Here is a 26719-nt window from a genome sequence, read left to right on the forward strand (position 1 = left end):
AATTTTGCTCATAGCAACTGTAGCATTGTGCTATGAAGTTAACATAGTGATATTGCTTTATAGTCTGTCTAAATAGCTTTTATTAAAGTATCTTCCATACTGAATCCTAAGCCCTAGCAGAAATGCCGGGGTTTTTTTTCACATCCTGTCATTAACCACCTATATGATAATCCGCACATAACTCAATACTTTTTTACTACTTTATCGCCATTACATTCGAACGCGTATATCATCGGTTTAGATTGGTATACGGCATGGCTTATGGTTTTAACATATTCTTTTTACGACAAAAATGCAGCTGAGTTGGCGAAGCAATATGATGGTCTCGACTTTGAGTCTGTGCATCAATCATGGAAGCGTTATTGGCCACAATCTCGCGCCAGTGTACTAGATATTGGTGCAGGGTCGGGACGTGATGCCAAGTGGATGAGTGAGCAACGCTGTGAGGTTATTGCCGTTGAACCAAGTGATGCGCTGCGCCAAATAGGTAAGCACAATACCGGTCCTGATGTCACATGGTTGAATGACTCATTACCGGCGCTTAAAAAAGTAAATAACCTTGGGATGCGCTTTGACCTCATATTGGTGAGTGCGGTATGGATGCATCTAGCGCCTTCAGTGCGTGCTAGGGCATTTCGTAAACTATCAAATCTATTGTCTGCCAACGGCAAGCTCGTGATAAGCCTGCGTCATGGTGAGTTTACCGATGGGCGCCAAAGTTACCCTGTTTCGGTTGAAGAATTGGAAAAATTGGCCAGCGAGCATGCTCTACACGTGCAATCGGTCTCTGAGAGTGCAGATAAGCTCAATAGGACAAGCGTCTCATGGCAGACCGTCGTCCTCACTCTACCGGATGATGGTTCAGGCAATCTAAATACTGTTCGTCGGGTTATCGTCAATGACAGTAAATCTGCAACGTACAAACTTGCACTACTGCGAACTTTACTGCGTATTGCTGATGCACACCCAGGTGCGGTACTCGATCGTAGTGATGGCAAGGTAGCGATTTCGGCAGGGCTTGTCGCTCTGTATTGGATTCGGCAGTTTAAGCGTCTGATTGATGTTGATATCGAGGGAGCAGGTATTCAACAAAACTCGAATACGAGCAAGGGACTAGGTTTTGTCAAAGATGATGGATGGAACAAGCTTAAGCACCTCGCTGCAGATGATTTCTCTATTGGTTCCCTTTTTATGGGAGAAGCAGCAGCAGCGATACAAAAACTATTTACCCAAACACTTAATACCATCAAAGTTGGACCGGTAACCTTTATCTACCAAGGTGACAAATCCAATAAGCTATTTGAGATACAGTCAGTTGGTAAACGCAGAGCGCACTATGATTCTATCATCTTAGATAGCGAATTTTTTGCTGGGTATGGTCAATTCATTCTTGATGAGAAGCTGTGGGATTGCTTTAGGCTGTATCACTCTTGGATTGAACCTCTGGTAGTCAATCAGTGGGTTCGTGAGATGCAACGCTTTGAGCTCAATCGCAGCCGAAATATTGCCTTGCAAACCTATCATGAATGCTTGGTTTGGATTGATTCGACTCGTGATACCCGTGATGTGCGAAAGCGTGTGGAAGAGTTGCGAGTGCAGGGTGTCAATATTCCAAATGTTTGGAGTAATTCCGTACTTAAGGGGAAATATGACGTTGATCATTGCTTGCCATTCGCTTACTGGCCAAATAATGACAAGTGGAACCTATTACCTACTTCATCGAGTGAAAATCAAAGTAAAAGTGACCGCGTGCCCACGACTAAGCGTTTAGCTGAATCACAGCAGCGAATCATAGATTGGTGGCAGATTGCGTGGGGCTGCGATGAGCATCAACAGCGCTTTTTTACGGAAGCTAAGTTTTCTCTGCCTAACTTGTCAGCTCACTGTAATGACTTTGCTGAGGTTTTCGAGGCTATGGGATTACAAATTAAAGGTGTAAAAAGCCGTCTATTAGTTTCTGAATGGTAGTGTAAAGATGCAGAGTGCGGCAGCAGTGATGGCTCAAGGTGGAAACGATACTCAACTTTTAGTTTCAATGCCCGCATTATCGCCACATGGTTTCACCGCAGTGGCGAGTATTGTTCTGGGGATCTATGTTGGGGTAAAAGTGATCAGCTTGAAGAAAAGCTAGCTCCTAACTCCTCTATTTGATTTGTTGAACCAAATAAAATGGAGTTCCCATAAATAGGGAACTCCTTATATCTATTCGATTAGTTCGGGAATTTCATCGACTCCACTTTCGGCTATCGTTGAGGCTCCTTTTACTGTGACTCCATCGCAACTGACATAGATTTTTCCGTTGCGTCTTACCTGCGTACACTCTTCGGGAATAACTTCTTTTTCTACAGTTTCTGTGACAGTTTCAGTTACTGTTTTGATAATAGGCTCTTCCGTTACCATGCGATATAGATAGTACAAACCAAGAGCGGAGGCAAAAAGTAAGACAAGCAATAAGACTGCTAAAAATGCGACTCTCAGCCATCGTAATGCTCTATCTACTCTACTGTTCCAAGCTTCATCCTTGCTTGCTTTTTGAGCGCTAGACTCAAATGAAACTGCTTCAGCTTTTGCTATAGCGGCTCTTTTTCGAGTTTCCTCTATTTTTCTAGCTAGGTTTTCCTTATCTAGCTCCGCATAGTGGCTTCTTGTCTTCTCTTTTAAAAGTTTTTGCCTTTGCTTTTCAAGTTCGGTCTGTTGCCCGATTTGAGTAATTTGCGTTTCAACTGTCTCTCCAGTTTGAGCGTGAGACGGAGCGTCATCGTTTTGAGCTGGTCCTATTCCGTTAGCTTGTTCAAAAGGAAAACTAAACGGCTTTGTTGAGTTCGTGGAAGTCTGCGTTGGTTGTTGATTCGCTTGTTGAATCGCCTTTTGTCTCCGAATCTCTTGTAGTCGAGTTAAGTCGAGGCTGCGCATTTAGTAATTCCTCTAGCTCTTGTCCTGTAATGTCAGCAGGAACAGGAATAATTCTTTCATGAATGATAATTTGTGGGTCGTTGATAAACATTGGTTCCGGTACTTTCTTTATTTTGTCGACATACACGGGAACTTCAGTCGGAACTTCAACAATACGCTCCACTTCTATCGCTACTTCTTTTTCAACGATTCTTTCGACTTCAACGATTTTTTCGACTTCTACCTCTTTCTCAACAATTTTTTCTATTTCAATGATCTTATCTACCTCAACTTCGACAGGTACTTCCACTTCAACAATTTTCTCAACCTCAATTTCGGTTGGGATCTCGACGATTTTCTCTACCTCGATTAGTTTTGTTTTCTTGCGGCGATGCGCCCATACGCGAAGGTACTTCATCATCTTTTTATAAGTAACTTCACGGCGCGATTTTCGTTTTCTTCTTAGTTTTAGGTTATCGGCTAAATTTTCTAAACTCACTTTCTTCTTACGAAGCATTCGAGCTCTAAGATATCTGGCTAGGCTTTGTAGCAGTGTGTGCTTGATTTTCTTGCTTTCAATCCTCTTTTCTCGGGCTGCTTTATTAGCTTCTGAGTTAAGAGAGATAAATAGGTTAAGCAAGAAATACACAGGGTAGATCAAGCCAGAAACAAGCATCATGAACAAATCAAAAGGCTTCTCTACACTTATATTGGCAATGGATAGAATTGATACCACTGCCTTTTCGTAAGCTGCTTTTTTTAGAGTAAAACCAGATTCTGTGCCCGCGAACTCGTTCATATTTTGAGTATTTGTTAGTTTTATTCTGTCGATTTCCGTCTGGGTTCTATTTAGATCATCTTGCAGTTTTGATAGTCGGTTTTGATTCATGTTACGTGTGCTGTCGAGATTTTTGACATCACTTGCGATACGTTCAGCCTGGTTCTCAAATGCACGTACCGAGGATGCACAGTCAGGTACGATAGAACAATCGATCGCTTTTAAGCGTCGCGCACTTGCTTTGTCACTTAGTTCTTGAATCTGGTTGTTTTTAAATGAAATCTGTTCGTTGATCTGTGCTTGTTCTCTACGCAGTTCTGTTAGTTGGCGCTCATATTTATCAGCGTTTTGACTTAATGTATTTAAGTATTGTTCGCTGTTTGATGTGAGTTTTTTGGCTTCTTCAACTTTTCGGATCTCAGCCGTCGCAAGAGAGTCTAAATAGCTATTGACGCCCGAATAGCACAAAAACCAAAATGAAGGTACGAGTATAAACATCGATACTTTTAGAACTCGGCTTGATACGCTCCATTCTTTAATTACGGCTGATGTCCAAATAAGTACGGCGAATTCGGCACAACCAAGTAGGATTCCAAAAGGTGAAATTGGGATAAAGGGTATTAGAGGCTCTGCATGAAAGAGAACTTCATAACCCTTAACGTTAAAGATCACTATCAGAATACCCATTACAAACAGCATAATGTGCAAGAATATGTGATCGGGTATTTTTCTTTTAAACGTATCTAGAGTCTGGTTTTTAGCGCCGTACTCGCTTGGGTTCATGATAACGTTTTCGGTCATTAATATTTCTCTACAATCATGTATTTTTGGATATTGCGGTTATTAAGTATGTACATATCATGTCTGCCATACTCACGCATAAACTTATTGTATAAAGCCGGTGATCCAGATACGGCTTTCCAGTAGTTTTGGTATTCTTTATATACTTGTTCTATGAACTCAGGCGTATCTGCTTTGTTTGGTAGATATGGTCTATGAAAACCTACCTCGGCTCCACTTTGTATGCGTTTTTGGGAGCCCGCAGCATAAATAAAGCCACATGTGGAGTAGCAACGCATGTATTTATCAGCATCAGTGTTCCATTGATTTTTGAGAATGTACTCACCAATTAGAATGCCTTCATTTAATACACCTCCAGGACTGTGAAGCATTAACCTGTCGAGATTGATCCCTAGCTTTTGGTAATGATTGACATACTTTAAAAATTTATCGTACGCGCCTTCGATAATAGGGCCTTCGCCATAGAGGTAAGAGCCTTTAGAATCTTCGCCAATCATAAACGTTAGCTTTTTCGAGTGTTGAAGCGGGTGACCGAATTTTTCTGGGGCATAGAAATCAGGGAACGTTTGTGGCTCGAATTGCCTTGTTTCCTCAACCGGAGCCGGAACGACTTCTGTCTTTTTATCCGCTTTTATCTCTGGCTCTGTTGGTAATGCTTTCTCAAGAGCCAGATCTTTCGGTTCTTGCGCAGGGAGAGCCTCTGGTTGAGGCGAAGCATCTTTCTCTCTGAGTTGTTCTTGTTCGACTGAATCTTTTTTGTCTGGTAAAGGTGCTTTCTGTTGCTCCTGATGATCGTTTTGTTCATCAGGCTTGTTTATTGATGTTTGCTTGTTGGTACTTTGTGTTATTTCATTTTTTTCTTGATGCTCTTTGACAGCTAACTTACTTGGCTTAACCGTTGTCTCTGTCTCTGTCTCTGTCTCTGTCTCTGCTGTTTGGGACAAAGGCATTTTAAGGCTATTAGTTGCGATGCCCGAGAAATTGCTACAACCAAACAATATTGCACTGAAAAAAGTACAAATTGGAATTTTATATAAGCTCATGATAAATATATAATAAATTGAGATTGGCTTTATTTTCCCACGCATTTTATAGCATGATTTACTGTAAGTTAAGTGTTTGTTTTAATTGTCGTAAATGTCAATGTTGTCAATACGGGGCGCGCTAACGTTATGTTCTACGATTTTGCACCATTGTTTGTAAAAAGGAGAGTTATATTACGGGGTAATTCAATTTATATAATTGGGTAAAATCTGATTTGACGTTCAGTACAGCTTTATCTTATTCAAAAGTTTAAAGGCGAACTCGTTTACAGCAATGAGAGGGTTCGCTTTAACCATGAACAAAACCGCCTCTTTCAAAATGAGCTCAGAAAGAGGCGGTTTTTTAGCTCGTATTGTTATCTAATCGCTCAGCACTTACTTAATTTGTGCTGAAGCAAATAGCATGATTACTTCACTTCTACAGGCGTGCCTTGCCATGCTTCTTCTAAATCATCCAGTTCAGGGAACTTAGAGCGATCGAAGGTTGGTGTTTTGCCAGCTTTAAGTTGTTCTTCGTAGTCTTTCACTACTTTGATGGCCAGTTTAGAAAGCAATACCAGTGCGATGATGTTGATTAGCGCCATTGCGCCCATTGATGCATCTGCTAGGTTCCAAACCACAGGTAGAGAAGCTACCGAGCCAAACATCACCATACCGAGAACACAAGCGCGAAACGCCATCAAACCTTTTTTGCTGTTACCGTTTAGGAACATCACGTTGGTTTCAGCATAGCTGTAGTTGGCAATGATTGACGAGAAACAGAATAGGATGATAGCCGCTGCCATAAAGTAGGTTGTCCAAGAGCCAAGCTCATTGGTTAGCGCTTGTTGCAGTAGACCAATGCCCGTTGCCGCATCTGGTTGATCCATCACGCCACTTAGCATGATCATCGCAGCAGAAGCGGTACAGATCACGAGTGTATCGGCAAATACGCCCAGCATTTGTACAAAGCCTTGTGAAGCTGGGTGGTTCGGGTTTGGTGTTGCACTTGCCGCTACGTTAGCCGCCGAGCCCATACCCGCTTCGTTTGAGAACAAACCACGCGCGATACCGCTTTGCATGGCTTGCGAGATAGTAAATGCCACGCCGCCTGCTGCCGCTTCTTGCCAGCCAAATGCGCTCTTAACGATGTAAGCCAATACTGCAGGAACTTCAGTGATGTTCATCAGTACGATAACAAGCGCGATAGCTAAGTAACCGATCGCCATCACAGGTACGATGCTGGTGGAAGCTTTCGCCACTTTAGTAATGCCGCCCATAATCACAAAGGCAGAACACACTACGATGATCACGCCAACAATGGTTTCATTAAAACCAAATGAGTGGCTAAGTGCGCCTGTGATGGTGTTGGCTTGCACGGCATTGAAAACCAAACCAAACGCAATGATCAAAAAGATCGAGAAAAGTGAGCCCATCCAACGTTGTCCAAGCCCTTTTTCCATGTAGTAAGCGGGGCCGCCACGGTATTGACCGTCAACGTCTTTAACTTTGTAAAGTTGAGCGAGAGTAGATTCGATAAACGCTGTCGACATGCCAAATAGGGCAATAAGCCACATCCAGAAGATAGCGCCCGGGCCACCAACCGTTAGTGCAACAGCGACACCTGCCATGTTACCAGTGCCGACGCGGGCAGCCATAGAGGTGCAGAAAACTTGGTAAGAGCTAAGACCTTGGTCGACTTCGCGACCACTTTTTAAGATTTGAACCGCGTGCTTGAATTGACGCAGTTGAATAAAACCAAGACGAACAGTGAAGTATACGCCCACGATTACCAGTAGATATACCAGCACTTGGCCCCAAAGTACGCCATTGATGGCGCCTACTACGTTATTTAACCCCGTGTTTAACGCAGCTAGCCACGATTCATTCGCAACGATCATATTAATTTCCTGTATATGATGATCTATTAAATAGAACTAATGGGAATATTCTTAGTTGATGAGCAATTTAACTATTCGTTTTGTTATGTTTATAGGTGCTGTTTTAAAGCGGTGAATAGTTAACGCTAAATTGTCGAGCTTTGCTTTTCTCCTTGGTACTGCATTTGTCAAATGAGCCTAGTCAGTGCATTTGATTTACAAAATGCCAACCAGTTCGTAAATTAATCCGCTGGATTCTAGTTTCATCGAGCGCGATCAGCAATCTTCTCTGCTTAGTTCATTTTGCTTTTTTATCACTATGTAAGAAATAGGGTGATATCAACGCTTATCTTGAAGGGGATCTTTGCTCGTTTTCTAATCTATTCAACTTCGTTTGCAAACGTTTGCTAGACGTTTTGTGATTATGGAATTCATGGAATAGGCTGCTTGATAGTCTTAATTTATGAATTTTTGTCTACGTAGCCACCATCCAAAGTTATCAGTCAATTTCGAATATTGCTGTTCGGTTTCTTAATCAATGAGAATGTGTTTTTGGTTGTCGAGCACCTTTTTGTAAAGATCGTTTTGGGCTTGGTTTGTTGGTGAAAAATAAACAATCGTTGCCAATATTTTTGTAATGCGAAATGGCGTTTGTTGTGTAAAATGCGCCACCTTTTATAGAATTCGAATACGATTAAGAGCAATGAGATTCAAACTAACTGTTGCGCTATTGGCAGCAGCGACGCTGGCGGGTTGTGCGAACCCAGTAAATAAAGAATGGTTTGTTACTGATGGCAGCAAAAGTGATGCAGTAATCACTATCGCTTATGATGAAGGTTTGCTTCAACAAGCAGTGGTTGATGAGCAGCAAGCGCTTGATATGGCGATAGATGGTTGTCGTGCGTGGGGCTTTAAAAGCGCTCAAAGCTTAGGGATTCCGCTTGATCATTGTGCACGTAAAGACAAGTTACTTGGCTGTGTAAATACGCGCTATACGCAAATCTATCAGTGCACAAATTAATAGTGATTCACTTTGGGGGCATCTTGCCCCTTTTTTGTATTTGTGTGTTTCTCTCTTAACTTTTATTTCACCTCTTATTAAACACATATTTTCCTATCGACTTTCTGTTATTTATAAAATTTACGATTGACAGCGTGATTTTTTCTATATCTGAAATTCTTGTTATTTCTATCACTAGACGAGAATTTATCTTGTGGGTGAATATTAAATCGCCGCTAGTAAATCAATAAATTAAATTCACGCGAGTTAGCTGATTAACTATTCATCGCATTTTAATTCTATCCTTTTGATAAAAATTATTATCCAAAAAGTAGTAAAGCAATTTCATATTGATCGCTATAGTGCGTGCGCTTTGTAACCATATGTTTCCAAAAGCACATTATACGAACTTAACAATTGTCACTCTCGGGGGGGAGAGTAAATGTTAAATAATATATCGATAAGATACCTGGTCTTGCTGCCGGCTATTGTCATGGGGATCTGCATTGCCTCCATGAGCGCGTTTTCTTTTTATAATATCAAAAGCAATGTGGAGTCACTGAATACAAGTTTTATTGAAGTATTAGATGAGGAAGGCTTGATAGCAAAGGTTATCGAGGATACTTATAAAATTCGTCTGATCTTAACGTCATCCTCTTTTGTTCATAATAATAACTACAGTAAAGATGTTGATAACTGGCTGCGCAGCATTACGGCGAATATGAACTCATTACAAGAGATTGAGGTAATAAAAGCGCACGCAGACGAGACACTAGACTACATCAATAAATACGCTTATTTTGCCCAAAATCTATACGTTAAAAAAGAAGAGTATCAAGAGGGGCGGCTTTCTCAAGCAGAGTGGCAAAAGTATGATTTACAGGCGACCGAGGCAGGTAATCAAATGGTCGCTTCGGTATTTGATCTTAGCGAGACAATCAAAACATCGGCAGAGCAGCAGATTGAACATTCTTATCAAGCGTTAGAGCGCATGATTATGATGAGCCTAATGGCGTGTTTGACCGTATTGGGGGTGATCACTTTGGTTGCTTACCTGCTTTCTACGCAGATTGTTAAACCTATCCTTGGCGCTCAGAGAAACATCAACTTGTTAGCGCGTGGCAATTTGGCAGAGATCGATTTGGACTGTAATGGTACCAATGAAGTGTTCGTGTTGAACAAAGACCTGCAAAAGTCATGTATTAACCTTTCTTCTACGGTGCAAAGTCTACTAACCGTTAGTGATGAGGTTGCGGCAGCATCGACCGAGCTTTCCGCTATTATGGAAGATGCTGAGGGTAACGCCCACAAAGAGAGTAATGAAGTGTTGTTGGTTGCATCGGCAATTAACGAGCTGTCGAGCACCGCTGATAATGTGCGTGACAATGCTGTTATGGCTGATGAAAAGTCGCGTCAAATTGAAGGTATTACTGAGAAAGGGGTGGCAATATTTAATCAAAGCTTTGCCGCGAATAAGGATGTCAGCATCAGCCTTGCGGAAATGGCGGACATAGTTCTGTCGGTGAAAAATCAGTCTGATAAGATCAGCACTGTGATTGATGTGATCCGCTCTATTTCAGAGCAAACTAACTTATTGGCGCTGAATGCCGCGATTGAAGCAGCCCGAGCTGGTGAGTCTGGTCGAGGCTTTGCTGTGGTGGCAGATGAAGTGCGTATGCTTGCTAAGCGTACCTCTGATTCAACCTCGGAAATTCAATCGATCATTGAAGAGTTGCAACAGCAATCTGAAAAAGCCAATGTCAGCATGGATACCTGCTTAAACTTAGTCGAGCGTAACCAAGAGCTCGCGCAAGAGGTTAATGCGGCGCTGCATTCAATAGCGGGCTCTATTTCTGAGATTACGGAAATTAATACTTTAGTGGCTACAGCCTCTGAAGAGCAGTCTCAAGTGACGATGGAATTAAACAGCAATATCAATAATATTTCCGACATTATCAGTATTAATACTGCCGGTATTACCCAAAGTGTAAGTGCTTCACGGCAGTTATCAGAGCTTGCAGAATCGCAAAAGCAGCAGTTGTCATTTTTCACTGTCGCCTAGAGATAAAAAACGCAGAATATCTGTGCTTTTTTAATAATTCGCGATCTTGATGACACTATTTTACTCAGGCTAGCGCTATGCTCGTTAATGAAAACTTAGCTGAGGGCGTAGATATGAAATACAAGCATATTCTTGTGGCGTTAGATCTCTCTGATGAAAGCAAAGTGCTGATCGATAGAGCGGTTTCTCTTGCAGAAATGGTAGGGTCAAAAGTCTCGTTTATTCATGTTGATGGCAATATTGGAGAGGTCTATCCCGAGCTGGTGGATATTCAAGCCGAGCCAGAGCAGCGACCACTTAATCTGCATGCTATGGACTATCTGCATAAGTTTCAAAAATATACCGATCATCCAATAGCGCATTTCTTTGTTGGTACCGGAGATTTAGCCGATAAGCTAAAAGACATTACCAAAGAGCAAGAAGTGGATTTGATCATTTGTGGTCACCACCATGACTTTATTAGCCACTTTATTTCTTACTCGCGCCGCCTACTTAATAAAGCGACGGTGGATATTTTGGTTGTGCCAGTCTAGCTGACATCGAATTACTGAGCGAAATCAGGTCGCTAGAATCGACAAACTAAGGGATACCACGCGGTATCCCTTTTTGCTGTTACTGTGATAGTTGCTGTGAGTGCTGCTGAGGCAATTGCTGGGTAATGATTTTACTGTGCAGCAAGCAGAGCAACGCAACATCATTACTCAATTTGTACCAAAAGCTGAGTTGGACGCGTTTTTGTAAACCACACCAGCGATCATTGCTGCGTTCTTGAAACATGGCGGACAAACAGAACGCGAGGCGAAAGATATTCAAGGCATCTTTGTTGATACAGCGGCAGAGCTTAGCCAATAAGCTAATCTTAATTGCCTTAACTAGATAAAACACTTTCATATACCCAGATGGTTGCTCACTCTCTGGGTATTTTTATATTCCTATTAATATTTTTACTTAAAACCAATTAATTAATATTCTTTTTTCAATTAGATAGTGGTTGTTCATAATGTTAAATATTGATTTCAAATGTTATTGGTTTTCAATCTGACTTTGATTGTTTCCAAAATGGCGACAATAAGAAGGTGGGTGAAATGAGGTGTAGTGATAAGTTGTTGTTTTTATTCGGTTGTATCTGGGATTGTAAAACTACAATCTGTAAGGCATCACAAAAGTTAAGGTCTTTAAAATCGGTGGAATTTTTTAGTTATAGCGTGAATGTTAAATTTGTCTAAGATGTGGGGCACTACAAAGGTTATCGAATTTGCACCAGATATTTACTTTATCTAGGTGTTAATCATTAACAAAAATAACTATGTCGTGGACAAAAGAATGCTAAACCTGATTATTTCTACCATTCCGATTATTTTATTAATCTGGATGATGACCAAGAAAAACGCTTTACCGTCGCACATTGCACTACCTCTGACTGCATTACTGATCGGACTGATTCAACTTTTCTACTTCGGTGCAGATAGCACCCATTTAATCGCTAATATTATTGCTGGCTCCCTTTCTGCTATTACCCCAATTTCAATTATTGCTGGCGCTATTTTACTTAACCGCACCATTGCCATTACTGGCGCTGAAACCGTGATTCGTTATTGGCTAGAGAGCATCAGCCGTAACCAAGTGGCGCAGTTGATGATCATCGGCTGGGCGTTCGCTTTTATGATTGAAGGTGCTTCTGGTTTTGGTACACCGGCGGCGATCGCCGCACCGATTCTGGTTGGGTTAGGCTTTCCCGCGCTGCGTGTGGCGATGCTGGCATTGGTGATGAACTCAGTACCGGTTTCTTTTGGCGCGGTGGGTACGCCGACTTGGTTTGGCTTTGCTGGTCTAGGTTTGGATGAAGCGGCGCTGTTAAATATCGGTCAGTACTCGGCTATTTTGCATACTGTCGCAGCGTTTGTGATCCCCGTTATTGCGCTGAGTTTTGTGGTGGATTGGCAAGCCATCAGACGCAACCTTATCTTTATTCAATTAAGTGTGCTCTCTTGCACTGTGCCTTACGTTTTGTTTGCCCAGTGGAATTATGAGTTTCCTGCTCTTGTAGGGGGCGCAATTGGTTTGGCTCTCTCGGTTGTGCTTGCTCGCTACAATATTGGTATGGAAAAACGCGCTGAGCAGAGTGAGCAACCTAGTGCTCAAGTTACCTTTGCCCAAGTGTTCAAAGCGATGAGTCCAACACTACTGCTGATCGCCATTTTGATTGTTACCCGTATCCAGCAATTGGGCATCAAAGCTCTGCTTACTGATACGACCCCAATGTTTAGCTTGAATCTCGGTTCGCTGGGGGAATTTAGCCTAAGCCATGCGCTTATCATCAAGTTTGCTCATATTCTTGGTACTGATGCTGCGTGGTCATACAAAACACTTTACGTGCCAGCGCTTATCCCATTTTTGCTGGTGGTGTTTGTTTCAATTTTTATCTTCAGCATGTCGCGCTCGCAAGTCACACAAGTGTTTGCTGAGACGGGTAGCCGAATCAAAATTCCGTTTATTGCCTTGGTGGGCGCGCTCATCATGGTCAAGTTTATGATGATGGGCGGCAGCAACTCACCAATCATGACCACAGGTCGCGCATTCTCTGATTTGATGGGCACCAACTGGCAGTTCTTCGCTTCATATCTTGGCGCGCTCGGCGCTTTCTTCTCAGGCTCAGCGACGGTTTCAAACCTTACCTTTGGTGGTATTCAGCAAACCATCGCACATAACGTTGGCTTGCCAGAGCATTTGGTGTTGGCGCTGCAATCGGTTGGCGGCGCGATGGGCAATATGGTGTGTATCAATAACATTATCGCGGTTTCCACCATCTTAGGTATTTCTAACCAAGAAGGTTACATCATCAAGCGTACCGTGGTGCCAATGGTGTTGTATGGCGCAATCGTCGCCGTTGTAAGTTTGGCGCTGTAAGTAAAAATATTGAAATGCGTAGCACTCGAGTTTGTGCAGAGCACTACGCTTAAACAAATAAATATATCTATAAAAAATTCCTTAATCGGAGCAATGTTATGAAGATTAACTTCTTTGTCACCTGTATTTGCGACACAGTGAAGTCTGAAGTTGCAAAGAAAACCGTGTTACTGCTTGAAGAGCTCGGTTGCGAAATTTTATTCCCTAAAAAGCAGGGTTGCTGTGGTCAGCCTTCACTCAATAGTGGCTACATCGAGCAGAGCAAACCAGCGATGAAAAATTTGATTGAAGCGTTTGAAGGCAATGACTACCCAATCGTGACTCCTGCGGGATCTTGTGCAGCAGCGATCAAGAAATACCCAGAGTATTTAGCCGATGAACCAGAATGGGCAGTGCGAGCACAAAATGTGGCTGACCGTTTGTATGAGCTCACTCAGTTTATCGTCAATGAGCTCGGTGTGACTAATGTTGGCGCTCGCCTTAAAGGTCGTGCGGTGTACCACCCATCATGCAGTTTGATCCGTAAATTGGGTGTGCGTGAAGAGCCTTTGGCGCTACTAGGCGCGGTTGAAGGCTTAGAAATGTTGCCAATTAAAAATCAAGAAACCTGTTGCGGCTTTGGCGGTACGTTCTCGGTCAAGATGGCAGAAATCTCTGGCGAGATGGTCAAAGAGAAGGTGCAGCATATTAGTGAAGTTGAACCGGACTTTTTGATTGGCGCTGACAGCAGTTGTCTACTCAATATTGGTGGTCGCATTTCACGTGAAGGCAAGCCAGTGAAAGTAATGCACATTGTTGATGTGCTGCTAAGCCGATAGGAGTGATTGGTTATGTCGATGAAAACCAGTAACGAAAGTTTTAAGCAGCGTATCGATGTGCATATGAAAGACGACTTCATGCTTAAATCGGTCGCTAATGCTCAAGAGCGTATGTTCGCCAATCGTCAGATTGCCGCAGATAAGCTAGGTAACTGGGAACAGTGGCGTGAAATGGGGATGGATATTCGCAATCACGTACTGGAAAATTTGGATTATTACCTGCATCAGTTGAGTGAAAAAGTGCTCGATAATGGCGGGCATGTTTTCTTTGCCAAAACCGCGCAAGATGCGACCGATTATATTGAAGGCATCCTCAAGGCGAAAAACGCCAAGAAAGTGGTGAAATCGAAATCGATGGTGACCGAAGAGATCGGTCTGAACCAAATGATTCAGCGTAATGACTGTGAAGTGATTGAAACCGACTTGGGCGAATACATTCTGCAAGTTGATGATTGCGATCCACCGTCACACATCGTGGTCCCGGCGCTGCACAAAAACCGCACTCAGATTAAAGACATCTTTAAAGACAAGCTTAACTATCAAGGCAGTGATGATCCGGAAGAGATGACTCGCTTTGTGCGTAATCATATCCGCCATGACTTTTTAGAAGCGGATATTGGTATTACCGGTTGTAACTTTGCCGTTGCTGAGTCAGGTACGGTTGCGCTGGTGACCAACGAAGGTAACGCCCGTCTTGCCACTAGCTTGCCGAAAACCCACATCGCCGTGATGGGCATGGAGCGCATGGTGCCAACTTTTGAAGAGTTGGATATTGTGATTAGCTTGCTGTGCCGCAGTGCAGTGGGACTGCCGTTGACCGGTTATGTTACTGCGTTAACCGGACCACGTGAGGACGATCAGTGTGATGGTCCAGAAGAGTTTCATCTTGTGATTGTCGATAATGGTCGCTCGGATATCCTCGGCTCAGAGTTTCGCGACATTTTACGTTGCGTGCGCTGCGCAGCCTGTGTGAATACCTGCCCAGCTTATCGTCATATTGGCGGTCAGTCTTATGGTTCAATCTACTCCGGTCCAATTGGTGCGGTGCTATCGCCACTGCTTGGCGGCTATGATGACTTTAAAGAATTGCCATACGCGTGCAGCTTGTGCAAAGCGTGTCACGATGTTTGTCCGGTGAAGATTCCGTTATCCGATTTGCTGCTTAAACACCGCGAAAAAATGGGTGAGCAAGGCATTACACCGCTAAGCGAACGTGCGGTGGTGAAGGGCTTTACCATTGCTAATGCGACGCCACTGGTGTGGAACCTCGGTGTCAAAGTGGGCGCGGTGATGGGCGGCATGCTGATCAAAAATGGCAAAATGCCGTTTAATGTTGGCGTGATTGGTAAGTGGTCACAAACTCGTGACTTGCCGGAGCCTGACGGCGAGTCGTTCCGCAGTTGGTTTGAATCTCGAGAGAAGAAATAGGAGTGATGGGCATGTCTAATACTACAGATAGAGAGCAGCGTTTGCACAACCGCACTTCATTTCTGGCTAACATTGCACACCAACTTGGGCGTGACAAGCCAGTGACAGAAGTGGAGCGTCCAGCGCTGCGCCATACCTGCCAAAAAGAGGTCATGGCAAGTTTTAGCCAAGATGAGCTAAAAGATGAATTGGTCCGTTACACTGAAACATCGCTCGGTGCGCATGCGGTGGTGACAACGAAAGCGGAACTGGAAGCGACGTTAAAACAGGTGTGCCTAGATTATTGCAAAGATGAGCTAGGTGAAGCGCTTACAGGTGAGACTATTTTGTCAGCCTCGGCAGAGTTGCTTGAGCTAGTCTCACCGCAAGCATTAGAAACAGATCAGCATAGCGTGCATGTTTGGGATGCTGCGGCAGGTTTTGAGGCGAATGTAACCATTGCTGAGCGCGCTAAAGTCGGCATTGTGCTTGCAGAGCAGGCATTGGCAGAGTCCGGTACCATGGTACTTTATAGCCAAGTGAATCAAGGTCGAGCGGTGAGCTTATTACCAGAAGCCTCGGTCTTTGTGGTGGCTAAGAGCAACCTGATGCCTCGCTTAACCCAAGCAGCCGCGCTATTGCATCAAAAAGCCAGCCAAGGTGAGCGAGTGCCATCTTGCGTTAACTTCATCTCGGGTCCAAGTTCCACCGCCGATATCGAGCTAATTAAGGTGGTCGGGGTACACGGTCCAGTATTTGCGACCTATGTGATTATTGATGATATGTGACTATCTACGTTAGGAAAGTAATCAACGCTAAAAAAGTATCAACGCTAGGAAAGTGACGTTAACAAGACGTGATGGTGTCACGTCACGCAGGTAAGAATTTGCTCTTTGGGAACTCTTTACCCATTACTCAATGGGAACAGGAAGTAGAGCAATAAGGCACACTCTATTATTTTAGGGTGTGCCTTTTTAATTGTATCAACGCAATCCAGTTAAGTATTGAAATTACTTGGGTGTATAATTGATTCAATGAGTTATTAGGCATAAAGAGCATGTGATGGCACAGATAGATGATCTGGTTTTATTTACCCAAGTTGTAGAGCATGGCTCTTTTAGTCAAGTTGCACAGGCGAACCACATCACTAAATCGATGGTGAGCAAGCGAGTCAGCAAACTTGAGAGTGATTTAGGTACTCAGTTGCTTTATCGCACCACCCGTAAACTGACGCTCACCGAAGCGGGTGAAGTGCTTTACTACCGCGCCAAAGACATTAATGCCACAGCGAAAGCGGCATTTGATGCGGTGACTGGCTACAACGAAAACCTTTCAGGTCATATTCGTATGTCGGTGCCGACCATTTCAGGTGAGCTATTGCTCGCGGAAGCTATTTCTGATTTTTGTCAGCAAAATCCAGGTCTAACCGTGGATATGGCGATGGACAATAATTTTGTCGATTTGATAGCGGACAATTACGACCTCGTGATCCGCACGGGTTATCTCGAAGACTCCAGCTTGATCGCGCGTTTTATCTTCAACTCGCATTGGGCGGTGTGTGCCTCGCCAGACTATCTAGCAGAGCATGGCTCGCCAGAGCTACCCAATGATCTGCGTAAACACAATTGTTTAGGTTACACCCACGAAAGTGGCGGCACCTTTGAGTGGCAGTTTAAAAACAACAGCGACGTTTATACTGTTAAAGTCAACGGTAACTTTTCATCCAATAATGCCGCGGCGCTGCGCAAGTCGGTGCTCGCTGGTAATGGTATTGCCTACTTACCAATGTGCCTAATTTACGATGATATTCAGCAGGGTAACCTAGTTGAAGTGCTTAAACCGCACAGTGCCAAAGTGGTTGGGGTCTATGCGGTGTATCCATACACCAGAAAACCTGCCAAACGTATTCAAGTTTTGATTGAACATATTCGCCAGCGCTACCTTGCGATGCAAGAGCGATTTTAGGCTGTTGCGGTACGCATTGTTACTAAGCTAGGTCAGTTTTTAGTGTAAAATTCACGATTGTTTTTCTATTTGTGAACAATGTCATCTTATATATTTCTTACTAAGACCATGGTCACATCAAAAGAAAAATAGATGAGTAATATGAAGTGGAATCAAAATTTCTATAACACATATGGATTGGTTATGAATTCACTGAGAAAAGCAAAAATTTGCAGTTTATCTAATAAAGCTCATCATTCCTGCCTAGCTTTCGCTTAATCCTTCCTTTCTATCCAGAAGTTATTTCTGGTCGCTACACTATTTTAAAATACTTTTCTATCGATCTATTTTATTAAATTGATGCGAGGATGATCTTATGAACTCATTCAAAAGGTCTGTAGAGCCTATTTCATTTTGGCCTAGCTTTATCTGTATTTCATTATTTATTAGTTGCGGTATTTTCTTTACGGAAGGATTTGGAAACTTTCTCAATAACTCATTAGATATTATTTCTCAAAACTTTGGCTGGCTATTTATGCTAGCTGGTATCTTTGCTTTTGCACTATGTTTATTCTTTGTTCTATCTCGATATGGGGATATGAAATTTGGTGGGCAAGATGCCAAACCGGAATTAGGTAACTGGCAGTGGTTTACTATCTGCCTTTGCTCCGGTATCGGTACTGGTATTTTGTTCTGGGGCATGGGCGAGCCAATGTTCTTCTACGCTGAACCAGCTCAAGCTACAGGCTATGCACCATTTAGCCGCGATGCTGGTGTCAATGCTATCTCGCAAGCTACTTTCCACTGGACCATTATTCAATACTCTTTCTACACCCTAGGGGCGCTAGCAGTGGCTTTTGTCGCCTACAATAAGAATGTTGGCTTTGCGGTTAGTTCATCCCTTTACGGCTTGATTGGTGAGAAGCATAAGGGTTGGATCGGTAAGCTAGTTAATGGTTTATGTATCTTCACTCTATGTGGTGCGGTGGCGTCTTCGATGGGGGCAGCACTACTGCAGATAGGTTCAGGTTTAAACAACTTATTTGGCTTTGAAACTGGTCCAACACTTTGGCTATTTATTGCCATTGCAATTACCGCAACTTATGTTCTGTCATCTATTTCAGGCATGAAAAGTGGTCTAACTAAAATAAGCTCACTAAATACCTTTATATTTATTGGTATGGCTTTATTTATGCTTGTTTTTGGACCAACACGATTCATTCTTGATATTGGCGTGGCAAGTTTGGGTGATTTGGCAAATACCTTCTTTGATAAAGCAAGTATTACTAATGCACTAACAGAAGATGAATGGGCGAAAAACTGGACCGTTCAATATTGGGCATCAATGGTGGTAGTTGCGCCACTAATTGGTTTGTTCTATGCACGCTTGGCAAAAGGGCGTACGGTACGTGAATTTGTTTCAGTTACTATTTTAGGCCCATCTATATTTGGTTTTATTTGGATCAGTATTTTTGGTGGTACTGCAATTGATCTGCAAAGTACTGGTAAATTCGACATGTGGCAAAGTATTCAACAAAACGGCATGGAAAATACCGTCTTCGCGATATTCAATAATATGCCTTTGTCGTCACTATTTATCGGGGTGTTCCTATTTGCGGTATTTACCTCAATTGTTACTTATGCCGATCCGATGACCTCAGTACTTTCCAACTTAAGCTCAAAGAGTTCAAAAGTTGATGAAGAGCCACCACGAGTAATGAAGCTTATTTGGGGTATTTCAATTGGTACTATCGCCTATCTGATCATTGCAACCGGTGGTATTGATGGTATTCGCGGTATGTTTACCTTAATCGGTTTCCCAATGATGTTCTTACTATTTTTCATTGGTGTTGCTGCGGTTAAGAGTGCACGTGCTATGTACATTGAGCAGTTTGGTGAGCAACGTAAACCAACTCTAGTCGTAGCAGAGGACTAATCATGTATTTGACTGATTATGAACAAGCCTTGCTTGATGGTAAGCATGGCGACGTAAAACAGAAAGCAATGGCGGTTCTATTTGATCTCGGTAAGGCATATGGCGTGGATAAATTTATCGATATCGCCAGTTGCCACGATGACAGCACGGTTTACTTTGGCGAAGCTCAAGTCGCGTTTGCCGAGCACCTTGCTGAACTGGGCGCGCGCTTTGCGGTGCCAACTTCAACCAATGCATGCGCTTTGGATATGGTGAACTTCAAAGAGCAGCGTATGCCGCTTTCGTGGGCAAGTGCGACACGTCGAATTGAAGCTTCACACACGGCAATGGGCGCTGCGGGCAGTTGGACTTGTGCGCCTTATCAAGCCGGCTTTACTCCACGTTTTGGTGAGCAAGTGGCCTTTGCTGAATCCAACGTCATTGCTTGGACAAACTCGATTCTAGGTGCGCGTACCAATCGCTATGCAGGGCCAATTGAACTATTAGCGGGAATTGTTGGTAAGGTGCCATATTTTGGTCTGCATATGCCAGAAAACCGCGTGGCTACCGGGCTTCTCCGTTTAGATACCAGTATCAAGTCATCTTGGTTTGCTGAGTCTTCTTTGTATAACTTACTTGGTCACCTACATGGTGAAATCGCAGGGGACAAAATCTTTGCGATGGATGGTATGCCGCCTGTCGCCCCAATGGATGGCTTGAAGCAGTTTAGTGCCACGGCTGCATCATCGGGTGGGATCGCTCTGTTCCATTTGTTGGGGATCACTCCTGAAGCGCAAAGCCTAGAGCAGTGTTTTGCGGGCAAAGCGCCGCAAGAAGAGCGCGTGATCACCGTGGATGATCTGCGCAATGCAGAAGCGAAACTCAATAACTTTAACGCCAGTGATGAGCTTGATTTGATCTCAATTGGTTGCCCACATTTCTCGTTTGCCGAGTTTGTTGAACTTGAGCAATTGCTGGCGGGCAGAAAGGTATCGACCAACTTAAATCTTTGGGTCTTTACCGGGCGAGCATCGTATCTGCATATCGAATCGACAGGTTTGCTCACTAAGCTGCAAAACTTGGGTGTGCAAGTGTTCAGAGATGGCTGCACCATGGAATACCCAATCAAGAACTGGGATACCAAGAGCATCATGACCAACAGTGGTAAGTTTGCCAATTACTGCTTCTCAAAAATCGGTATCCATCCAGTGTTCGGCAGTATCCATGACTGCGTTGAGTCAGCGGTGAGTGGTAAGGTCATCAGGAGTGTAAAACCATGGTCGAATTAAGTTACATCCCTGTACTGCAAGGGAAGTTTGATGCAGAGCTAGTGTGCTCTCAACAGGCAATTTCGTTTGTTGGCGGTGTGGATATTGAAACTGGCAAAATTGCCGATCACCGCCACGATTGTTTTGGTCAATCGATTAAGGACAAAGTGTTTGCTTTTCCTTTTGGTAAAGGCTCCAGCGGGGCAGGGTTGGTATTGATGGAGATGCTTAGATTGGGCACCGCGCCAAAAGCAATCATCAATTTACGGACTGACCCAGTGCTTCTTACTGGACCGCTGATTTGTCAGCACTTTTACCAGCAAATCGTACCCATTATTAACTTATTTGAAGCTGATTATCAGCAACTTGCCAGCGGCAAATGGGTATCAAACCAAACTGAAGACAACAAATTATTTATTAAGGCACAACAATGACAGTATTAGCAGGTATTTTTACAGTAGTGACGACTCCTTTTAACGCCAAAGGAGAGATTGAATTTGCAGCATTAGCCAAGCAAATTAACTACCAAATTGACGCAGGTATTCATGGTTTATTGCTGTGTGGCGCGACCGGTGAGTACTCGACGATGTCGCTGGCGGAGCGTAAGGCGATTGTCGAAGCTGGCGCTGAAGTGATTGCCGGACGAGTGCCTTTTATCGTCGGCACAATTAGCATGGACCCACGAGAAACGGTTGAGCTTTCAAACCACGCCCATGACCACGGCGCAGCATGTATGATGATCTTACCGCCACCAACCTCTGGCTGCGATATGGAGGAGGTGTTTGCATTTTATCAATACATAAATGACAACTCTTACGCCAATATCATGATGTACAACAACCCGTATAGCTCAGGGATAGATATTGATGTCGATACCGTGGTGCGAGTGGCAGAACTGGCGCGCGTGATCGCGATTAAGGAGTCGTCGGGCAATATTCGTCGTCAAACTGAACTGCGTGCCCGTACCAATGCAGCAGAATTTACGATTTTCTGTGGTTGGGAAGATATGGTGTATGAATCACTCACATTGGGTACCAAAGCTTGGATCTCAATGAGCGCTAACTTTGCGCCACGTGCAGTGGTAAAGTTATACGATCACATTATGGCAGAGCAAACTGAGCAAGCGTGGCAACAGTATCAACATGTTCAGCCATTTTGCGCTCTGCTGGAAGAGGGCAAGCCTGCACAGATTTGTAAGTACAGCCAGTTTAAACTGGGCTTGGTTGAACAGCATTCGATTTGTCGTACACCAAGACTACCATTGTCTGATGAGCTGCAAGCACGCCTAGATAAGCTATTAGACGAGTATCGTAGTGAATTAGGCTAACAAAGTCTGTAATAAAAACCTCGCAATTCAAGGTCACCGAAAGGTGGCCTTTTTTGCTCTTGGTGTCACTAAATTGAAACGTTTGCGTCGCTTTGATTTATAAGCTCTTCTATGATGCGCGCGAATTTATAATCCTCCTTCAGAAGAGACATTCCATGCTTAAGCCGACTTTGCTTGCTTCCCTTGTCACCGTTGCTGTTACAGGCTGTGCGCAGTTCACGCCTAACTACAATGCAGACCTGATCATTACTAACGGTGAAGTGCTTACTATTAACCAAACCATGCAGGTGATTGAAGATGGCGTGGTTGTGGTGAAAGACGACAAAATTATCGCCGTTGGTGAGGCGGATATTGCCGAGCAATACCGCGCGCCAAAAACCATCGATGCTAATGATGGCATTGTGATGCCGGGGATGATTAACACTCATAACCACTTACCGATGATTGCATTTCGTGGTTTAGGTGAAGAAGGTATCGCTAATCGCTTGTTTGCCTACTTCTTCCCGCTGGAAGGTGAGAAGCTAAGTCGTGAGCTTATCTACAATGCGACTAAGCTTGGCACAATCGACTTGGCGCAAAATGGCGTCACCACTTACGTTGACATGTACTACCACATGGATGAAATGGCAAAAGCGACCAAAGAGGTTGGCTTGCGCGCAGTGTTAGGTCAAACCGTGATTAAGTTCCCGGTGGTGGATAGCAAGCAGCCTTATGGCGGTATTGAGTACGCAGAGAGCTTTATTCAGCAGTACAAAAACGATTCTTTGATCACGCCAGCTTATGCTCCGCATGCGGTGTACACCGTAAGTAAAGATAAGCTGCAAGAGATCAATCGCTTATCTAAGCAACATGATGTGCCAGTGCTGATCCACGTTGCTGAGTTTCCGAATGAAGAGACGCGTATTAAAGAAGCCCACAGCGCAAATTCACCAGTGGAATATTTAGCAGAGATTGGCGCTCTCGATGAGCGTGTGGTGTTGGCTCATGGTATCCATTTCTCAGATAAAGACATTGAGCTAGTTAAAGCCGCTGATGCAGGCGTTGCTTATAACCCAATGGCGAATGCCAAAGGCGCGACAGGTATGGCGCCAGCGTGGGATATGTACCGTGATGACGTACGTATTGGCTTAGGTACTGATGGACCAATGAGCTCTAACCAAGTCGATTTGTGGCGCACACTGAGCTATGCATCGACCATGCAACGCTTAAAGCATGATGACCGTACTATCATGATCCCGGAGCAAGTAATCGAAATGGCAACCATTGGCGGTGCAAAATCGCTGCATATGGAAGATAAGATCGGTTCACTTGAGGTGGGTAAACAAGCGGATATCATCATCGTTGAAACCCAATCTGCCAACATGATGCCAAACTACGATCCATACGCGACCTTGGTATTCCAAGCGAACCCAAGTAACGTCGATACCACCATTGTTAACGGTAAAGTGGTGATGGAAAATCGCCAAATGCAGACGGTCACCATGGAAGAGATCCGCCCAGAGATTGATGCGATGGAAGCAGATATCAGCGACTTTGCTAAAGAGCTGGCTAAGAAAGCGATTAAATCAAAGAGCTTGATGGATTGAGAATCGAGATCTGAGATTTGAGAGCTTAGAGTCGAGAATTGAAAGGCGAGAGCCAAGATTTGAGAGCTTAGAAGCGAGAGCTGAGAAAAAGCCCGTGGCTGTGTAAGCACGGGCTTTTTACATCGCGGTAAAACAATCAATTAGTGTTTCGGATTAACGCCGTTACGAACCATGTCTTGACCAGTCTTAAAGACTTCTTCACTTACCCAGCGACCTAAGATCAGTTGGTGTTTATCATCCAACACCGCTACGAAGTGGTGACCATCTGCGTTGCTGGTTGCCAGAGCTACGCCACCGACGTTTTGTAGACCTAGAATGCCACTTTCGACAGCGGTTAGAAATGCCGCTAATTCATCTAGATTTTCAATTACGCGTTCGTCTTTAATCATTTTCAAACTCTCGGATTGTTACTTGGGTATACGTATGGTGCGCGATAGGTTGCACTCAAGTGATTGAGGCGTACTTTACCAGTCTCAATCGCAAAATCCATTTATCAATCAAGAGTTATGGCAAAAAACTCACAAGCGCTTAAACAATCACCACAACCTGAGCATAGTTCATTATCAATCATTGCAGCTTCGCCAGGCTGCACTGAAATAGCTTTGCTACCACACACTTCGCTGCATGATTGACAGTATTGTGCCAGTTTTGCGTTGCAGCGAAAATCAATCTTAGCCTTGAGCGCCGAATGCGTCAGTGCACCGGTTGGGCAGGCTTGCACGCATAAATAGCAGCTATCACAGTTTCCTGATAGAACCGGGTAGCCGTGCTCTTGGGTAATAGCATTACTCGGGCAAGCACTCGAGCAGCGCATGCATTGATCACACAAGCGCAAAAACTGCAGCTCTTCTCGCGCTTGCGGAGGACGAATAAATCCGGTCGACGGTTCGACATGTGCTGGTCGAAAACGCTCAAACAGTGCGCGGCGTGATGGGTTAATTTCAGTCATTATTTATACAGTCTGATGGGCTCAATCGTTAATCCGATTTCAGATTTAATTTGCTCTAAAAAGAGCTCAGTTAACTTAGCTAAGTCTGCGTAAAATGGACTTTCTTGATTGCTTTGCAGTAACTCTAAGTAGCGCCCACTCCAAGGAAGCAGGTGGACGGAAAGAAATTCGACTAGAGCCACTTGATTACCTTCCTCAATAAGCAAGGCCAGCGCCCACATCATTAAGCCGAAATGATCCAGCGGCTGGTTTTTGATGTCAAAATCGATCCCAACACGGGTTAAAAATTGGTAGTAAGCCGCGGTTGAGTCACCCATGACTAAGTTTTCATGGTTTTGATAGACCGAGCCCCATGGTGGCGCCAGCATTTCACCTTGCCCTTCAAATAGCACAGAGAAATTGTATTTGTTGGCTGAATAGCGGTCTTGCTGCAGTGAGATGATCAACTCGTTAACTGTGTCCATATCTTGCCATTGGTAGGCACTGGCAAGTGATTCGAGGTTATTTAGGGTTGCCAAGTTAATCTGCTCTACTGGTGAGTAGTAAAACAGAGCGCCAAGGGCGCGTGGCAGTAGGGCTAAGTTATTCATTGAAATTCCCAAAATAGGAGAGCTATACCCTTCCTACTTGAAGTTGCAGTGCTTTATTGGCTTAAAAAGGGACTGGCACTCACAAACCTCATCACATAGACCATCTATGCTCAGAGGCTTTGTTCGTTTGTCGCCTACCTGCATCTCCAAGTTGTTTGGATATAAGCTCCCCAAAATCTATTACATACCGATTTGCCAAAGTTCATAGAAGCCGATACGACCAGCAATCTCTGAAGCGGCAACAAACACGACTGCTAAAGAAGCGAACTGTGTGTTGTCTTTTTGTCTGGATGACAGACTGATAATCGCTAAACCTGCAAATGCGAGTTTGAGCATCCAGAACAACGCATCTTGACCAAACAGACTTGGCGCAGCTAAGCCAATATGGGCAAAGTAGCTTGGCATTAAAATGATGCCGACTAGTAAGCTAATTAGCGCAGTGTATTTAAACAAGCGGCAACCGCAAATGAGATACACAACAGTCGCGCCCATTACAAATGCCGTCAGGATCATGTAGATCGAGGTATATACGCTATTCCATGCCGCAACACTCTCAATGGTGTAGATGGTTGGAATGGTATGCACCAATACTACGCCAGCAAAGCTAGAGAATAGGCTTACGGCTTTAACCGTGTTACTGCCTTGACGAACTTTCAAACACACCATGGCTGCAAACAGCAGTCCACCAAACATGATGGTGGCAATGATCTCGTTACTCATCGGCGATTGACCAATCGCATTAAGAGCATTGAGCGCTTTAAGCGGTTGACCAAGGTGAGTAAGTGATGCGATGCCACCAAGAGCCAGAGCTGCAAAGGCTGCGTATAACGCTTTCTTATGTTGCTCGCGATTCATCTTGCCAATCAAGAATGCGAGGGTAGATAACACCACAATTCCAACCGCTGTTTGTGCGAGGAAAGTGAAGAAAACCAAAGATAATTCGTGCATTTATTTTACCTCCGCCGGGTTTTGTAGCTCGCCCACATTGCTGTTGTTTGCCACGGCATGGCTATGGGTACGTACAATTAAGTTCGGACTGGTAATACGTGAGTCAGGCAGTGGCGCAACATCACGCTGGTTGCCATATTTGGCACGTAGCTCATTAATGTCACCAAACTCAATCGCTCGTTGAGGGCATGAGTCGACACAAACAGGGTTGAGCCCTTGCTCTAGACGGTCAAGGCAACCGTCGCACTTTGACATCACCTTTTTCTCTTTGTCATATTGCGGCGCGCCGTAAGGGCAGCGCATGGCACAGTAACGACAGCCAATACACTTCTCTTGGTCAACCAGCACTAAGCCATTGTCTTGGCGTTTATGCATCGCTTGGGTTGGGCACCCTGCGACACAAATTGGATCGTCACAGTGGTTACAAGCAACCGATAGGTAGTAAGCGAAGGTTTGGTTTGTCCACGCGCCATCGCTATCTTTTGCCCAAGAGCCGCCGCCGTATTCGTACACGCGACGGAACTTGCGACCGACATCAATATCGTTTTTATCTTTGCAACTCACTTGGCAAGTTTTACAACCTGAGCAGCGAGATGAATCAATATAAAAGCCTAATTGTTTCATT

Annotated in this window: 24 protein-coding genes and 1 pseudogene; 16 read left to right on the plus strand and 9 right to left on the minus strand. The window is 44.0% G+C overall.

What is annotated here, in order from left to right; all coding sequences use genetic code 11:
• Positions 1-261: 261 nt before the first annotated feature.
• Positions 262-1968, plus strand: coding sequence for a class I SAM-dependent methyltransferase (locus tag DPF93_RS10970; protein WP_114766216.1), 1707 nt, complete (start codon positions 262-264; stop codon positions 1966-1968).
• A 7-nt stretch (positions 1969-1975) separates the two neighbouring features.
• Entirely contained in the window at positions 1976-2131 is a 156-nt protein-coding gene (locus DPF93_RS21320) for a hypothetical protein (RefSeq protein ID WP_164675351.1), read from the plus strand.
• Positions 2132-2202: 71 nt separating this feature from the next.
• Here DPF93_RS21320 and DPF93_RS10975 read toward each other — a convergent pair whose 3' ends face one another.
• The 4 genes from DPF93_RS10975 to DPF93_RS10990 all read right to left on the minus strand — a co-directional run bounded on the left by DPF93_RS10975 (position 2203) and on the right by DPF93_RS10990 (position 7394).
• Complete coding sequence (locus DPF93_RS10975; protein ID WP_114766217.1) at positions 2203-2913, minus strand: hypothetical protein; 711 nt, start codon at positions 2911-2913, stop codon at positions 2203-2205.
• On the minus strand, positions 2804-4471 hold the full coding sequence (locus DPF93_RS21365) for a hypothetical protein (RefSeq protein WP_208638783.1): 1668 nt from the start codon (positions 4469-4471) through the stop codon (positions 2804-2806). The genes DPF93_RS10975 and DPF93_RS21365 overlap by 110 nt, the downstream gene beginning before the upstream one ends.
• Positions 4471-5514, minus strand: a complete 1044-nt coding sequence (locus tag DPF93_RS10985) for a hypothetical protein (protein ID WP_114766218.1) — start codon at positions 5512-5514, stop codon at positions 4471-4473. Before DPF93_RS10985 ends, DPF93_RS21365 begins: the two co-directional genes overlap by 1 nt.
• Positions 5515-5921: 407 nt before the next feature.
• Positions 5922-7394 (minus strand): alanine/glycine:cation symporter family protein, encoded by a 1473-nt coding sequence (locus tag DPF93_RS10990; RefSeq protein ID WP_114766219.1) that lies wholly within the window; start codon positions 7392-7394, stop codon positions 5922-5924.
• 682 nt (positions 7395-8076) lie between these two features.
• On the opposite strand from DPF93_RS10990, the gene yecR reads away from it, so the two are divergent.
• The 14 genes and pseudogenes from yecR to DPF93_RS11060 all read left to right on the plus strand — a co-directional run bounded on the left by yecR (position 8077) and on the right by DPF93_RS11060 (position 23607).
• Positions 8077-8394 carry a YecR family lipoprotein gene (yecR, locus tag DPF93_RS10995; protein ID WP_114766220.1) on the plus strand — a complete coding sequence of 106 codons (318 nt, stop codon included), beginning with the start codon at positions 8077-8079 and terminating at the stop codon, positions 8392-8394.
• 421 nt (positions 8395-8815) lie between these two features.
• A complete protein-coding gene (locus tag DPF93_RS11000; protein ID WP_114766221.1) occupies positions 8816-10435 on the plus strand; it encodes a methyl-accepting chemotaxis protein in 1620 nt (539 codons plus the stop codon).
• Between the two features lie 113 nt (positions 10436-10548).
• Entirely contained in the window at positions 10549-10968 is a 420-nt protein-coding gene (locus DPF93_RS11005; protein WP_114766320.1) for a universal stress protein, read from the plus strand.
• 115 nt (positions 10969-11083) lie between these two features.
• Positions 11084-11287: pseudogene (locus tag DPF93_RS21470) on the plus strand (enoyl-CoA hydratase/isomerase family protein); the annotation flags it as partial.
• Positions 11288-11746: 459 nt separating this feature from the next.
• Positions 11747-13342: an L-lactate permease gene (locus DPF93_RS11015; RefSeq protein WP_279628068.1), complete on the plus strand. Its 1596-nt coding sequence runs from the start codon at positions 11747-11749 to the stop codon at positions 13340-13342.
• 98 nt (positions 13343-13440) lie between these two features.
• Positions 13441-14160 (plus strand): (Fe-S)-binding protein, encoded by a 720-nt coding sequence (locus tag DPF93_RS11020; RefSeq protein WP_114766223.1) that lies wholly within the window; start codon positions 13441-13443, stop codon positions 14158-14160.
• Positions 14161-14172: 12 nt separating this feature from the next.
• Positions 14173-15588 (plus strand): LutB/LldF family L-lactate oxidation iron-sulfur protein, encoded by a 1416-nt coding sequence (locus DPF93_RS11025; RefSeq protein WP_114766224.1) that lies wholly within the window; start codon positions 14173-14175, stop codon positions 15586-15588.
• A gap of 11 nt (positions 15589-15599) precedes the next feature.
• On the plus strand, positions 15600-16355 hold the full coding sequence (locus DPF93_RS11030; RefSeq protein ID WP_114766225.1) for a LutC/YkgG family protein: 756 nt from the start codon (positions 15600-15602) through the stop codon (positions 16353-16355).
• A gap of 274 nt (positions 16356-16629) precedes the next feature.
• Positions 16630-17532, plus strand: coding sequence for a LysR family transcriptional regulator (locus tag DPF93_RS11035; protein ID WP_114766226.1), 903 nt, complete (start codon positions 16630-16632; stop codon positions 17530-17532).
• A gap of 355 nt (positions 17533-17887) precedes the next feature.
• On the plus strand, positions 17888-19447 hold the full coding sequence (locus DPF93_RS11040) for a BCCT family transporter (RefSeq protein ID WP_114766227.1): 1560 nt from the start codon (positions 17888-17890) through the stop codon (positions 19445-19447).
• A 2-nt stretch (positions 19448-19449) separates the two neighbouring features.
• On the plus strand, positions 19450-20715 hold the full coding sequence (locus tag DPF93_RS11045; protein ID WP_114766228.1) for an aconitase X: 1266 nt from the start codon (positions 19450-19452) through the stop codon (positions 20713-20715).
• Positions 20703-21128, plus strand: coding sequence for an aconitase X swivel domain-containing protein (locus tag DPF93_RS11050; RefSeq protein WP_114766229.1), 426 nt, complete (start codon positions 20703-20705; stop codon positions 21126-21128). The genes DPF93_RS11045 and DPF93_RS11050 overlap by 13 nt, the downstream gene beginning before the upstream one ends.
• Positions 21125-22021 carry a dihydrodipicolinate synthase family protein gene (locus DPF93_RS11055; RefSeq protein ID WP_114766230.1) on the plus strand — a complete coding sequence of 299 codons (897 nt, stop codon included), beginning with the start codon at positions 21125-21127 and terminating at the stop codon, positions 22019-22021. The genes DPF93_RS11050 and DPF93_RS11055 overlap by 4 nt, the downstream gene beginning before the upstream one ends.
• Before the next feature lie 155 nt (positions 22022-22176).
• Positions 22177-23607 carry an amidohydrolase gene (locus DPF93_RS11060; protein WP_114766231.1) on the plus strand — a complete coding sequence of 477 codons (1431 nt, stop codon included), beginning with the start codon at positions 22177-22179 and terminating at the stop codon, positions 23605-23607.
• Between the two features lie 140 nt (positions 23608-23747).
• On the opposite strand, the gene DPF93_RS11065 is transcribed toward DPF93_RS11060, so the two are convergent.
• The 5 genes from DPF93_RS11065 to DPF93_RS11085 form a co-directional block, all read right to left on the minus strand.
• A complete protein-coding gene (locus DPF93_RS11065; RefSeq protein ID WP_114766232.1) occupies positions 23748-23996 on the minus strand; it encodes a hypothetical protein in 249 nt (82 codons plus the stop codon).
• 104 nt (positions 23997-24100) lie between these two features.
• Positions 24101-24556 (minus strand): 4Fe-4S binding protein, encoded by a 456-nt coding sequence (locus DPF93_RS11070; protein WP_114766321.1) that lies wholly within the window; start codon positions 24554-24556, stop codon positions 24101-24103.
• Positions 24556-25146 carry a molecular chaperone TorD family protein gene (locus DPF93_RS11075; RefSeq protein WP_114766233.1) on the minus strand — a complete coding sequence of 197 codons (591 nt, stop codon included), beginning with the start codon at positions 25144-25146 and terminating at the stop codon, positions 24556-24558. The genes DPF93_RS11070 and DPF93_RS11075 overlap by 1 nt, the downstream gene beginning before the upstream one ends.
• A 180-nt stretch (positions 25147-25326) precedes the next feature.
• Positions 25327-26094, minus strand: a complete 768-nt coding sequence (locus DPF93_RS11080; protein WP_114766234.1) for a dimethyl sulfoxide reductase anchor subunit family protein — start codon at positions 26092-26094, stop codon at positions 25327-25329.
• Complete coding sequence (locus DPF93_RS11085; RefSeq protein WP_075650014.1) at positions 26095-26718, minus strand: DMSO/selenate family reductase complex B subunit; 624 nt, start codon at positions 26716-26718, stop codon at positions 26095-26097.
• Position 26719: the final 1 nt, after the last annotated feature.

Origin of the sequence: Vibrio rhodolitus (assembly GCF_003350325.1) — a bacterium.
GTDB lineage: Bacteria > Pseudomonadota > Gammaproteobacteria > Enterobacterales > Vibrionaceae > Vibrio > Vibrio rhodolitus.